At 62.0% G+C, this 13,284-nt stretch carries 11 protein-coding genes; all 11 read right to left on the bottom strand.

The window, feature by feature from the left end; genetic code table 11:
* Positions 1–262 precede the first annotated feature (262 nt).
* Complete coding sequence (locus ACX0MV_RS08065) at positions 263–484, bottom strand: DUF2970 domain-containing protein (RefSeq protein WP_458981980.1); 222 nt, start codon at positions 482–484, stop codon at positions 263–265.
* 54 nt (positions 485–538) lie between these two features.
* On the bottom strand, positions 539–2,494 hold the full coding sequence (locus tag ACX0MV_RS08060; protein WP_458981979.1) for an acetoacetate--CoA ligase: 1,956 nt from the start codon (positions 2,492–2,494) through the stop codon (positions 539–541).
* Between the two features lie 273 nt (positions 2,495–2,767).
* On the bottom strand, positions 2,768–3,670 hold the full coding sequence (locus ACX0MV_RS08055; RefSeq protein WP_458981978.1) for a hydroxymethylglutaryl-CoA lyase: 903 nt from the start codon (positions 3,668–3,670) through the stop codon (positions 2,768–2,770).
* 214 nt (positions 3,671–3,884) lie between these two features.
* Positions 3,885–5,840, bottom strand: a complete 1,956-nt coding sequence (locus ACX0MV_RS08050; protein ID WP_458981977.1) for an acetyl/propionyl/methylcrotonyl-CoA carboxylase subunit alpha — start codon at positions 5,838–5,840, stop codon at positions 3,885–3,887.
* Complete coding sequence (locus tag ACX0MV_RS08045; RefSeq protein ID WP_458981976.1) at positions 5,837–6,637, bottom strand: gamma-carboxygeranoyl-CoA hydratase; 801 nt, start codon at positions 6,635–6,637, stop codon at positions 5,837–5,839. Before ACX0MV_RS08045 ends, ACX0MV_RS08050 begins: the two co-directional genes overlap by 4 nt.
* 93 nt (positions 6,638–6,730) lie before the next feature.
* The gene (locus tag ACX0MV_RS08040) at positions 6,731–8,338 is read right to left on the bottom strand and encodes a carboxyl transferase domain-containing protein (RefSeq protein WP_458981975.1); all 1,608 of its coding nucleotides are present in this window, start codon (positions 8,336–8,338) and stop codon (positions 6,731–6,733) included.
* Between the two features lie 18 nt (positions 8,339–8,356).
* Complete coding sequence (locus ACX0MV_RS08035) at positions 8,357–9,520, bottom strand: isovaleryl-CoA dehydrogenase (protein ID WP_458981974.1); 1,164 nt, start codon at positions 9,518–9,520, stop codon at positions 8,357–8,359.
* A 29-nt stretch (positions 9,521–9,549) separates the two neighbouring features.
* Positions 9,550–9,951, bottom strand: coding sequence for a MerR family transcriptional regulator (locus ACX0MV_RS08030; RefSeq protein ID WP_458981973.1), 402 nt, complete (start codon positions 9,949–9,951; stop codon positions 9,550–9,552).
* 196 nt (positions 9,952–10,147) lie between these two features.
* Positions 10,148–12,226: a TonB-dependent receptor family protein gene (locus ACX0MV_RS08025; RefSeq protein ID WP_458982340.1), complete on the bottom strand. Its 2,079-nt coding sequence runs from the start codon at positions 12,224–12,226 to the stop codon at positions 10,148–10,150.
* A gap of 464 nt (positions 12,227–12,690) precedes the next feature.
* Positions 12,691–13,023 carry a low molecular weight protein tyrosine phosphatase family protein gene (locus tag ACX0MV_RS08020; RefSeq protein ID WP_458981972.1) on the bottom strand — a complete coding sequence of 111 codons (333 nt, stop codon included), beginning with the start codon at positions 13,021–13,023 and terminating at the stop codon, positions 12,691–12,693.
* 22 nt (positions 13,024–13,045) lie between these two features.
* Complete coding sequence (locus ACX0MV_RS08015) at positions 13,046–13,267, bottom strand: hypothetical protein (RefSeq protein ID WP_458981971.1); 222 nt, start codon at positions 13,265–13,267, stop codon at positions 13,046–13,048.
* Positions 13,268–13,284 lie beyond the last annotated feature (17 nt).

Below are 13,284 nucleotides of genomic sequence, written 5' to 3'. Positions count from 1 at the left end.
CGCTATCGCTTGAGCGCTTCGGTTTAGTGGTCTTAACTCTGTGGGTATTCATCTATAACCACAAGAAAAGGGGATGTTATGACCGACCACTTGGAATCAGGCGATCAGGACAGCACCGTCGACGCAGTGGCGATTTTCGCCTTGATCCTGCTCGTGGTGGTAACCGCAGTGTTCTGGGTTAGCCAGCAATAATTCAGAGGAAAAAAAGCCCGGCACTGTCGCAGGGCTTTTTTTCGAGTTGAGTTTGCGGGATACGCTTCGGTCAGACCCCAGCCAGATGCAACACCAGTTTGACCACTGAAAAGATCACCAACACAAATACCAGCGTGAATACCACACCCAGAATGATGAAATGGCTGGGTTTGCCGCGGCTGAAATCGCGGCTGCGATTCTTGCCACTCTGCACACCGAGTGCGGCTGCCAGCACGCTCTGCAGCATTTCTCGTAGTGTCAGCGGTCTGTCGTTGTCGTCTTGCTCGCTCATGGGACTTCCCCCTTTTGGCTTCAGCGTAGCCCCTTCTGCACACCCTGCTGTGTTTCAGCTGTGCAGTTCAGGTAAATCGCGAAACAGATCGAGCGCCTGCGGGTTAGCCAGGGCGTCAGTGTTTTTTACCGGTTTGCCGTGCACCACGTTGCGTACCGCCAATTCGACGATCTTGCCGCTGATGGTGCGCGGGATGTCCGCTACGGCGATGATCTTGGCTGGCACATGGCGCGGTGTGGTGTTGGCGCGGATCACCTGGCGAATCTGCGTCTGCAACGTATCGGTCAGTTCGACACCTTCACGCAGACGGACAAACAGCACCACGCGCACGTCGTCGTCCCATTCCTGGCCGATGGCGATGGACTCCAGCACTTCTTCGACTTTTTCCACCTGACGATAGATTTCGGCGGTGCCGATACGGACGCCACCGGGGTTGAGCACCGCGTCACTGCGACCATGAATCACCAGGCCATCGTGCTCGGTGATTTCCGCGTAATCACCGTGGGCCCAGATGCCGGGGAAGGTGTCGAAGTAGGCTGCCTGGAACTTGCTGCCGTCGCTATCCTTCCAGAAGCCTACCGGCATGGTGGGGAAATGCTGCGCGCAGACCAGTTCACCTTTCTCGCCGGTTACCGGCTGGCCGTCGTCGTTCCACACCTGCACGTCCATGCCCAAACCCTTGCACTGCAGCTCACCGCGCCGTACCGGCAGCACCGGGTTGCCGAGGGCGAAGCAGGAGACGATATCGGTGCCGCCGGAGATCGACGACAGGCAGAGATCGGCTTTGATCTCGCGGTAGACGTACTCGAAGCTCTCGTGAGACAGCGGCGAGCCGGTCGACAGAATCGCCTTAAGCCGTTGCAGCTTGTGCGTGCTGCCCGGCTTGGCACCGGCTTTTTCCAGCGCCGCGAGAAACTTGGCGCTGGTGCCGAAAATGCTGATGTTCTCCGCGTCGATCAGGTCGATCAGGCGCTCGGGCCCGGGGTGGAAAGGTGAGCCGTCAAACAGCACAAGAGTCGCGCCCAGGGCTAGGCCCGAGACCAGCCAGTTCCACATCATCCAGCCGCAGGTGGTGTAGTAGAACAGCGTGTCGTCGGCATGCAAATCGGTGTGCAGGCCGAGCTCCTTGACGTGCTGCAACAGAGTGCCGCCGGTGCCATGCACGATGCACTTGGGAACGCCGGTGGTGCCGCTGGAATAGAGGATATACAGCGGGTGATCGAAGGCTACCTGAGTGAATTCGGGCTCGCCGCCAGCCTGGTAGAAGTCCTGCCACAGCGCGACCTTGGCTGCTGAGTGGAAGTCGGCGGCTTTGGCCTGGGCATTGGAAAAGGGCACCACAATCAGCTGTTCAAGCGAGGGCAGGCGTTCGAGTATCTCGTTGAGTTTGGTGGTCAGGTCGAGATTCTTGCCGGCGTAGCGATAGCCAGCGGCGGCAATCAGCACCTTGGGTTCGATCTGACCGAAGCGATCAATCACGCCCTGGGTGCCGAAGTCCGGCGAACAGCTCGACCAGGTGGCCCCCAGGCTGCTGGCAGCGAGCATGCCGACCAGGGTTTGCCAGGTGTTGGGCATAAAGGCTGCGACCCGGTCACCAATACCGACGCCGGACTCACGCAGGCTGCGTTGCAGGCCGGCGACATGGGCGGCCAGCTCGGCATAGCTCAGCTGTTCGCGGCTGCCATCTTCGTCAATGGCGATCAGGGCAGGGTGGTTATCGCGGCGATGCAGCAGGTGTTCGGCAAAGTTCAGCGTTGCGCCGGGAAACCAGTGGGCGCTGGGCATGGCGCTGCCCTCTTGCAGCACGGCCTTGGGTTGGGCGCTAAAGCGAATCTCGAAAAACTCGACAATCGCCTGCCAGAACGATTCGCGCTGCGTCACGCTCCAGGCGTGCAGGGCCGGATAGTCGGCCAGTTGCAGGCTGTGGCGCTGATTGACGAAGCGGCGGAAGCTGTCCATTCGGGTGGCGGCGATACGTTCGGCAGAAGGCGTCCACAGGGGATGTTGCATTGTGCTTCCTCAAATTCTTGTTAGGCCGGCCGTTGGCCGGGCGGATGGTAAGCCTAGCGCCTGAAAGCCGGCTTGCCTGAGCGCTTCTGCGCTGCTGCCAGATTGCTGTGGCGCGCCGCTGTAGAAGCTTTGCAACGCCGCTGGTCGTTTTGCGCCTGCCTTGATAGTCAGGCTTTACAGAGCGTAAAGAAAATATGCCGGGGTAGGGCGTACATCGCGAAGCCTTGTGCGCCACGGGATGCAAATGGTGGACAAGCCTTCGGCATGTCCACCCTACGCGTTGGCCAATCGCGCCCGGGCTACCCGCGAGCCATTGGGTTTATCCAGTACTGCGCAAATGCGCTGGCCGGCGGCGATCAACTTATCCATATCAATGCCGGTTTCGATGCCCAGGCCTTCAAGCAGGTACAGCACATCTTCGGTCGCGACATTGCCGGTGGCGCCTTTGGCGTAAGGGCAGCCACCGAGCCCCGCCACCGAGCTGTCGAATACGTTGATGCCTTCCAGGAGGCTCGCATAGATATTGGCCAAGGCCTGGCCGTAGGTGTCGTGGAAGTGCCCCGCCAACAGGTGGCGCGGGATGTCGCGACCAACCACGTTGAACAGGTGGCGAGTCTTGGCCGGGGTGCCAATGCCTATGGTGTCGCCCAGGGACACCTCGTAGCAGCCCATCGCATAGAGCGCCTTGGCCACGCTGGACACTTGTGCTGGCGCCACTTCGCCTTCATAGGGGCAGCCGAGCACGCAGGACACATAGCCGCGTACGCGGACGCCGTGCTGCTTGGCGGCGTCCATCAGCGGTATAAAGCGCTCCAGGCTTTCGCTGATCGAGCAGTTGATGTTCTTCTGCGAAAACGCCTCGCTGGCTGCCGCAAATACTGCGACTTCCTTGACCCCGGCTGCCAGGGCACCTTCGAAGCCTTTCAGGTTCGGCGCCAGGGCGGCATAGGTGATGCTCGGCTGTTGCTCGATCTGCGCGAAAACCTCGGCGCTGCCGGCCATCTGCGGCACCCACTTGGGCGAGACAAAGCTGCCCACCTCGATATAGCTCAAGCCTGCGGCAGACAGGTCATCGACCAGACGCACCTTGTCGGCCACGCTGATCGGCTGTTTCTCGTTCTGCAAACCGTCGCGCGGGCCGACTTCGACCAGGCGTACCTGTTTAGGCAAACTCATTTGGCGTCTCCTTGGGGCCGATGGTGCGCATGGCGCACCCTACGATTGCAGCGATGCGCGCAATCTCATGGGTTTGTAGGGTGCGCTGTGCGCATCGAATGCCTGCTTATATTTCGTCCAGTTGTAGGGTGGATGTCGCTTTATACATCCACCATGACCATCCGCTGTGAATGCTCAGGTGGACATAAAAAGCGATGTCCACCCTACGCACCGCTTACATGTCGTCCAGGTCCACCAGCACGGCACCTTCGCTCACCATCTCACCCTCGCTGCAATACAGCGCCTTGACGGTTCCGGCATGCGGCGCGCGGATGCTGTGTTCCATCTTCATCGCTTCCAGGACCACCAGCGCGATGCCGGCTTCGACCTGCTGGCCGGCTTCTACCAGCACCCGCACGATACTGCCGTTCATGGGGGCGGTGAGGCCGCCGTGCTGCTGATGGCTGGCTTCGACTTCGGCAATCGGGTCGACGCGCTGGATGCTGCGCAGCTCACCGGCATAGTGCAGATACAGAGTATCGCCGCGACGAATCGCAAGGTGCTGCTGCCGCAGGCCATCGCGTTCAACCGACAGGCTTTCACCTTGCAGTTGTACGGTGGAAGCCGAAGCATGGCGCAGGCGTACTATTTGGCGCTCGTTCTGGCAGCTTAGATGCAAGTCTGTTTCCGCCGGCAGCCCCAGACGCAGGCCGTTATTGCGCGACCAGGGCGAGTGGCAGTCATCGTGGCGCTGCAGCGGCGCTTCACTCTGCACAAAGGCCTCGGCAGCCAGTTGCCAGAACTCGGCCCGCAACTCGCTTACTGGCGGCAGCAGCTGCGCCTCGTGGCGTGGAATAAAGCCGGTATCCAGCTCCGCATTGGCGAAGGCCGGATGGGCCAGCACGCGGGTGAGAAAGGCCAGATTGGTTCTGACCCCACCCACGCAGGTCTCCTTAAGCATCGCCAGCAGACGCAGGCGCGCCTCTTCGCGGTTTTCGCCCCAGGCGATCAGCTTGCCGAGCATTGGGTCATAGAAGGGCGAGACTTCATCGCCTTCGCTGACCCCGCTGTCGACCCGCCGGCCTGGGCCAGCGGCGGCTTCGCGGTACAGCGCCAGGGTGCCGGTGGCAGGCAGAAAGTCGTTGTCCGGATCTTCCGCATACAGCCGCACTTCGATGGCGTGGCCAATCAGCGGCACCTGCTCCTGGCTGATCGGCAGCGCTTCGCCACGGGCGACACGGATCTGCCAAGCGACCAGATCGAGGCCGGTAATCAGCTCGGTCACTGGGTGTTCGACCTGCAGGCGGGTATTCATCTCCATAAAGAAGAAGTCGCCGCGCTCATCCAGCAGAAACTCCACGGTGCCGGCACCGACATAGCCGATGGCCTGCGCAGCTTTGACCGCTGCCTCGCCCATGGCGCGGCGCAGTTCAGGTGACAGACCCGGAGCCGGTGCTTCTTCGACAACCTTCTGGTGACGGCGCTGGATCGAGCAGTCGCGCTCATTCAGGTACAGGCAATTGCCGTGCTGGTCGGCAAACACCTGGATTTCCACATGTCGCGGCTTGAGGACGTATTTTTCCACCAGCATGCGCGAGTCGCCGAACGACGACTGCGCCTCGCGCTGGGCGCTGGCCAGGGCTTCGGCCAGTTCGCTTTCACGCTCGACCACCTTCATGCCCTTGCCACCGCCGCCGGCTGCTGCCTTGAGCAGCACCGGGTAGCCGATTGCGTTCGAGGCCGCGCGGAAGGTTTCCACATCCTGCGCTTCGCCGTGATAGCCCGGCACCAACGGCACGCCGGCGGCTTCCATCAGCGCCTTGGCGGCGGATTTGCTGCCCATGGCGTCGATGGCCGAGGCGGGCGGGCCGAGAAAGATCAAGCCAGCGGCTTCGATGGCGCGGGCAAAGCCGGCGTTTTCCGAAAGAAAGCCATAACCGGGATGAATCGCCTGAGCACCGCTAGCCTTGGCTGCGGCGATCAGTGCGTCGATACGCAGGTAGCTGTCAGCCGGCTTGGCGCCGCCCAGATTCACCGCCAGATCGGCTTCACGCACATGGCGGGCGTTGGCGTCGATGGCGCTGTGCACCGCCACGGTCTGGATGCCCATGGCCTTGGCCGTGCGCATCACCCGGCAGGCAATTTCGCCACGGTTGGCCACCAGCAGGGTGTCGATGGGCTTAAGACTCATGCTTGCGGCTCCTGCCATGCGGGTTTGCGTTTATCTAGGAATGCCCGCAGACCTTCCTGCCCTTCGGGGCTGACGCGGATACGGGCAATCGCGTTCTCGGTGTAACGGCGCAGCGCCGGGGTCAGCACGCCGCTGCCGACTTCGCGCAGCAGATCCTTGCTGGCCAGCATGGCCTGAGGACTGTTGAGCAGCAGCGTGTCGACCCACTGGGCCACCGCCGGCTCCAGGGCATCGGCGGCATAGCATTCGGCAAACAGCCCCAGTTCCTGGGCCCGCTGACCGCTAAAGCGCTCGGCCGTCAGGGCATAGCGGCGCGCAGCGCGCTCGCCAATCGCCTGCACGACAAAGGGGCTGATCACCGCGGGTGCCAGGCCGATGCGCACTTCTGACAGACACAGCTGGGCGTCAACGGTGCCGATGGCCATGTCGCAGCAGCTGATCAAACCCAGCGCACCGCCAAATGCCGCGCCTTGCACCACGGCCAGGGTCGGGATCTTCAGCTGATAGAGGTTGTGCATCAGCTCGGCCAGCTCGCGTGAGTCGGCCAGATTGGCGTTGTAGTCCAAGGTCGCCGCGTGCTGCATCCAGGCCAGGTCGGCGCCGGCGGAAAAGTGCTTGCCACGGCCGCGTAGCAGCAGGAAGCGCAGGGTTTTGTCGGCCATCACCGCGTCGAGGGCGAGAATCAGCTCGCGGATCATCTCGGCGTTAAAGGCGTTGTTCTTGTCCGCGCGATTGAGCCAGAGGGTGGCAAAGCCGCGCGGGTCTGTTTGCAGTTCGAGGGTGTTGAAGTCGGTCATGGTCATCTTCGTAGGGTGCGCTGTGCGCACCATTTCGTTGAAAAGCGGTGCGCATGGCCTAGGCGGCCCCGAGCACCCTACGGTGGTCCGGCATTACATGCGGAACACGCCAAAGGTGGTCGGCTCACTCGGCGCATTAAGACTGGCGGACAGCGCCAGGCCCAAGATGTCACGGGTTTGCGCCGGATCGATCACGCCGTCGTCCCACAGCCTGGCACTGGAGTAGTAGGGGTGGCCCTGGCGCTCGTACTGTTCGAGGATCGGCTGCTTAAGCTTGGCCTCTTCTTCGGCGGAAAAGCTCTGCCCGGCGCGCGCTGCCTGTTCGTGTTTGACCTGCACCAATACGCCGGCGGCCTGTTCGGCACCCATCACGCCTATGCGCGCGTTCGGCCACATCCACAGGAAGCGTGGATCATAGGCGCGGCCGCACATGCCGTAGTTACCGGCGCCAAAGCTGCCGCCTATGATCACGGTGAATTTCGGCACCTTGGCGCAGGCCACGGCGTTGACCAACTTGGCGCCGTGCTTGGCGATACCGCCGGCTTCGTATTTCTGCCCGACCATAAAGCCGGTGATGTTCTGCAGGAACAGCAGAGGAATGCCGCGCTGGCAGGCCAGTTCGATAAAGTGCGCACCTTTCTGCGCCGATTCGGCGAACAAAATCCCGTTATTGGCGAGGATTGCCACCGGATAGCCGTGGATATGCGCAAAGCCGCAGACCAGGGTCGCGCCAAACAGCGCCTTGAACTCATCGAATACGCTGCCATCGACGGTACGGGCGATGACTTCGCGCACATCGAACGGCTGCTTGGCGTCCGCCGGAATAACCCCGTACAGCTCTTCGCCGCTATACAGCGGGTTGATCGGCGTTCGGTTGTTGAGCACGCCGAACTTGCGCCAGTTCAGGTTGCTGATACTGCGCCGGGCCAGGGCCAGAGCGTGTTCGTCGTTATCGGCGTAATGGTCGGCCACACCTGAAGTTTTGCAATGCACATCGGCGCCGCCGAGGTCTTCGGCGCTGACCACCTCACCGGTGGCGGCTTTTACCAACGGCGGGCCGGCGAGGAAGATGGTGGCCTGGTTGCGCACCATGATCGCTTCATCGGCCATGGCCGGCACATAAGCGCCGCCAGCGGTGCAGGAGCCCATGACCACGGCGATCTGCGGGATGCCCATGGCCGACATATTGGCCTGGTTGAAGAAGATCCGCCCGAAGTGCTCGCGATCCGGGAACACCTCGTCCTGGCGCGGCAAGTTGGCGCCGCCGGAATCCACCAGGTAGATGCACGGCAAGCGGTTCTGCTGGGCGATGGTCTGCGCGCGCAGGTGCTTTTTCACCGTCAGCGGGTAGTAACTGCCGCCTTTTACCGTGGCGTCGTTGGCCACGATCATGCACTCCACGCCCTCGACCCGACCGATACCGGCCACCACGCCAGCCGCCGGCACCTCTTCGCCGTACACCTCATGGGCGGCCAGTTGGCCGATTTCGAGGAAGGGCGAGCCGATATCCAGCAAGCGATTGATGCGATCGCGCGGCAGCAGTTTGCCGCGCGAGGTATGGCGCTCCTGGGCCTTGGCGCCGCCGCCTTCATGGATGCGGGCGAGCAGGGCGCGCAGGTCGTTTACCTGGGCAAGCATCGCCGCACTATTGGCGGCGAACTCCGGCGAGCGGATGTTGATCTGGGTGTGCAGGATGGCCATCTGGCGCGCTCCGTCAGGCTATTTGGTTTCGTTGAACAGCTCACGGCCGATCAGCATGCGGCGGATTTCGCTGGTGCCGGCGCCGATCTCGTAAAGCTTGGCGTCGCGCAGTAAACGGCCGGCCGGGTATTCGTTGGTGTAGCCGTTGCCGCCGAGCAGCTGGATGGTATCCAGGGCCATCTTCGTGGCCATTTCTGCGGTGTAGAGGATCACTGCGGCGGCGTCCTTGCGCGATTCCTCGCCGCGGTCGCAGGCCTTGGCGACGTTATAGAGGTAGGACTTGGAAGCGTTCATGCCGGCGTACATATCGGCCAGCTTGCCTTGCACCAACTGGAACTCGCCGATCGACTGCTTGAACTGCTGGCGTTCGTGCACGTAGGGCAGTACCACGTCCATGCAGGCAGTCATGATCCCGGTAGGGCCGCCGGAGAGCACGGTGCGCTCGTAGTCCAGGCCGCTCATCAGCACGCGCACACCACCGCCTTCTGCGCCGAGGATGTTCTCTTCCGGTACTTCGCAATCCTCGAACACCAGCTCACAGGTGTTGGAGCCGCGCATGCCCAGCTTGTCCAGCTTCTGGTGGCGGGAGAAGCCCTTGTAGTCGCGCTCGACGATAAACGCAGTCATACCGCGCGAGCCGGCGCTGACGTCGGTCTTGGCATAGATCACGTAGGTGTTGGCGTCGGGACCGTTGGTGATCCACATCTTGTTGCCGTTGAGCACGTAGCGGTCGCCGCGCTTCTCGGCGCGCAGCTTCATCGATACCACGTCGGAGCCGGCGTTCGGCTCGCTCATGGCCAGGGCGCCGACGTGTTCGCCGGAGCACAGCTTGGGCAGGTACTTGGCCTTCTGCTCGTGGGTGCCGTTCTTGCGGATCTGATTCAGGCACAGGTTGGAGTGAGCGCCGTAGGACAGGCCGACCGAAGCCGAGGCACGGCTGATCTCTTCCATGGCCACCACATGGGCCAGGTAGCCCATGTTGGTGCCGCCGTATTCCTCTTCCACGGTCATGCCGAGCAGGCCCATGTCGCCGAACTTGCGCCACATGTCCATGGGGAACTCGTTATCGCGGTCGATCTGCGCGGCGCGCGGGGCCAGTTCAGCCTGTGAGAACTGGTACACCGAGTCGCGCAGCATATCGATGGTCTCGCCGAGACCGAAGTTGAGGGATGGGTAGCTCATGGTTCCACCTGTAATTGTTCGAATTAAGTTCAGGAGATAACGGTTTGTTTTTTATCGGTTTCAGCCAGGGCCGCGAGGCAGCGCTCTTCGGCGGTATCGAGTTCTAGCTGCATCTGCTGGATGTCCAGAAGTTGCTGCTGCAACTGGGCGCGGCGCTCGGCGATCTTCGCCATAAAGGTGTGCAGCTGCTTGTGATTGCCGTGTACCGGGTCGTACAGCTCGATCAGCTCCTTGCACTCGGCGAGGGAGAAACCGATACGTTTGCCGCGCAGGATCAGCTTGAGGGTGACCTTGTCCTTGGCGCTGTAGATGCGCTCCTGGCCGCGCCGCTCGGGGCTGAGCATCTGCTGTTCTTCATAGAAACGAATGGCGCGGGTGGTGATGTCCAGCTCGCGCGCCAGGTCGGATATGGAATACGTCGTTGCAGACATGCTGGTTGCTCTTGCTTACCTTTACGTTAACGTAAAGCTGCGAATGCATTCAGTCAACGGTTTTCACTATCAGAGGCATTTGGCGGATGGCTGAAAAAGAGGGAAAATTCGAAATATCAGGCAGTTGCGGATTACTTGTGAAAAAGTTTTGAAGTCGGCTGCCGGCAAACCGGCAACCGTTGCTAAGTTGCAGCACTCAGTCGAAGCGGTATTCCACACCGGCGCCAACGTACCAGGCGCGCTCGGGACCGGGTTCGTAATAGCGGCCGTTGCCGTCGCCGACGATGATCGAGCCGATGTATTCGCGGTCCAGCAGGTTGTCCACGCGCAGGACCTGGTTGAAGGTCAGGCGCTCCAGCTTTTGCTCGAAGCGCGCTTGCCAGTTGAACAGGGTGTTGCTCGGTGCGGTTTTCTCGATATTGCTGTCTTCAACGTACAGTTTGCTGCGGTAGATGCCTTCGACGGCAGTACTCACGCCCTCAAGCGGCGTCCAGCTCAACTCGCCGAACAGGCTGGTTGCCGGGACTCCGGGAATGCGGTTGCCGGCCTCGATGGTTGTGCCATTGCTGGTGAAGTCCTTGCTGTAGACGGCACTGAGACGGGTGTAGGCCAGTCGCGCCTTCAGCGTATCGCTGAGCTGGCTGTCCAGCGACAGCTCCAGCCCCTGACGACGGGTTTGCCCGGCATTCTGATAGCGGGTGCGTCCACCTGCGGCCTCGGCGACGACCAGTTCGTTCTCGGTGTCTATCTGGAACAACGCGGCGTTCAGCCGGGTGTGCGTGCCCAGCAGGGTTTTCACGCCAACTTCGAACTGCTCGCTGCTGGCCGGCTCCAGGCCGAAACCAAAGCCGCCGTCCGTGCCCGAGTAGGACAGTTCATTCAAGGTCGGTGTTTCCAAGCCCTCGCTCCAACTGCCGTAGATGTTCAGCGTGGGCGTCAGGGCGTAGCTGGCGCCGATACTGGGCGTCAGGTCGCGATAGCGGGTGTCGCCGCTGTCGTCGCCGTTGCCGAGGTAGTGATCCTCGACATCGAACGCCACCTCGTTGTAGCGCAAGCCCGCCTGCAGGTTGGCTTTGCCGAGCTGCCAGCCCAGTTGCAGGTAGGGCGCGATGCTGGCGATTTCGTCGCGCTCGTCGCGGCGCAGGTCACCGCGAACGCCGAGCTGGCTGCCGGAGAAATTTTCATAACCCTGGCGATCATCCCGGGAAAAATCGTAGTCGAGGCCGGCGGTGAGCGTCAGGTTGCCGGGTTCCAGGGCGAACGGCTGAATCCAGCGCGTGCTGCCGCCGTAGAACGTGCGCTCGAAGTCGATTACACCGCCCGACTGGTTCGGATTGGCTTGAACCGCAGCCGGAATCGACTGGTACTGGATGACCCGCCGGGTGCCGCTGTAAAGCGTGCCCTCCAGCGTTCCCGCAGCAAACTCACGCTGGTAATTGAGGCCGAGTTGGCGGTGATCGATGGTTTTGCGGGTGTTGTACAGCACGGCGCTGGGCGCGGCCGCGCGACGGTCCGCCTGGTACTGGGCCCAGGTCAGGCCCTGCGGGTCCTCGGTGTCGTTCTGGTTGAGGTCGCTGAAAATCAGCGCCAGCTTGCTGTCGTCATCCGGGTAGAACGTCAGCTTGGCGAAGGTCTTGTCGAGGGTGGCGCTGCTGTGGTCGCGATAGCCATCGGTTTCGAAATGCGACTGGTTGATCAGAAACCCGGCCTTGTCGTTGCCGCCTTCCGCGCTGAGCCGATTGCGCGTCGTGCCCCAGGCCGCCACCGAGGTATCTGCCGACACCCGTGCAGGCCCTTCGCCGTCGCGGGAAAACAGCTGAATGACGCCGCCCGAATTGCTGCCGTATACGCTGGCGAACGGACCGCGCAGTACTTCGATATGGTCCAGGGTATCGAGGTCGAAGGTGCCCGCCTGGCCCTGACCATCGGGGCTGGAAACCGGAATGCCGTCGGCCAGCAGCTTGATCCCGCGGATACCGAACGCCGCCCGTGCGCCAAAGCCGCGTGACGATACCTGCAGGTCTTGGGCGTAATTGCCGCGGTTCTGCACCACCAACCCCGGTACGCCCGTCAGCGCTTCCGACAGGTTGACGCCCGGTTTGCCCAGGATGGCCTGCTGCGCGTCGATGCGGTCGACCGAAAACGGCAGGTCAAAGCCGCTGGCCTGGTATCGGCTGCCACTGATGACCAGCGGCGGTGCCTGATAGACCCCGTCATTGCCCGAGGCGGCCTGCTCGGCGAGCGCATCGGTAAAAGGGCTGGACAAGGCGGCCATGCACAGGGGCAGGCGGCAGAGGGACAGGCGCGTCTTGTAGAGTCGGGGCTTGTGCATCGTCGGTTCTCTTCTTGTTGCTATCGACACCGTTGTCTGCGGACATTCGGCGGGTGCCTGGCGACCACCCTAACCAGCCGTAGTGGCCAGCGGTAGGACTCGATCGTTACGGCTTACGACAGCGGCGGCGGTTGCAGGCTTGCGCGTGCTTGGACCGAGGGGAGGTGAGAACGCTCCAACGATTTGCCGAGAAACTGATTCGCCAACGGCGCATGGCCGTTCAGACTGCCGGCGTCTGGTCATGCAGGCGCGATCAACCGCGGCTTCGACATCGGACACATCGACCGCGATCCACAGCGTTTGGCGCTGAAAGCGCGGGGTGGAAGACCGCCGCCTGGCTTGGCCGGCTAGGTCTCATGGAGCCCAGTTCAGAGTCGCCCAGCTGGAACAGGATTAACCAGCTCAGGTCAGGGCGAACGGTGCGGCAAGTGGCGGTCGACGCGCTGATGCAGCAGGTCGATGAGGGCAGGGTCCATGAAACCGTAGTCATCGGCAATATTGAGGCAGATGATGCGTTTATTGGCCAATTGCGCTTTGAACTTGGCGCAGAGCTTGGTGCGGTGTACCGCCTGCATCACGAAAATCAGATCGGCCCACTCCAGCAACTCAGGGCAGACCGGTATATCTGCATCATGGTTGATGCCCGCCGATGCGCTGGCAACCCCAGGCCAGGTGGCGAACAGCTGCTCGGCGGTAGGGCTGCGCAAGCGGTTCTTGGCGCAGATAAACAGTGCGTTCAAAACCGCTCCTGTTGCAGACGAATCAGGGTTTTCTAGCGCCGAAGGCAAACAGCAATCCGCCGATCAGCAGGGCTCCGACGCCCGCCCATACAGGCACGTTGACGCGCTCTTTTTCCTGAACCGAGAGTTCGAGCGGGCCCAGTTTTACCGCCGTGGTGTCCTTGGTGTAACTGAAGCCGCCGTACAGCAGCGCCAACAGTCCGGCCACCACAAGCGCAGCTGCAACAAATTTGATCGGGTTCATGGGTCTTCCTTACTAGA

Source organism: Pseudomonas cistanchae (assembly GCF_054483635.1).
This window is presented reverse-complemented; position numbering and strand designations above follow the sequence as displayed.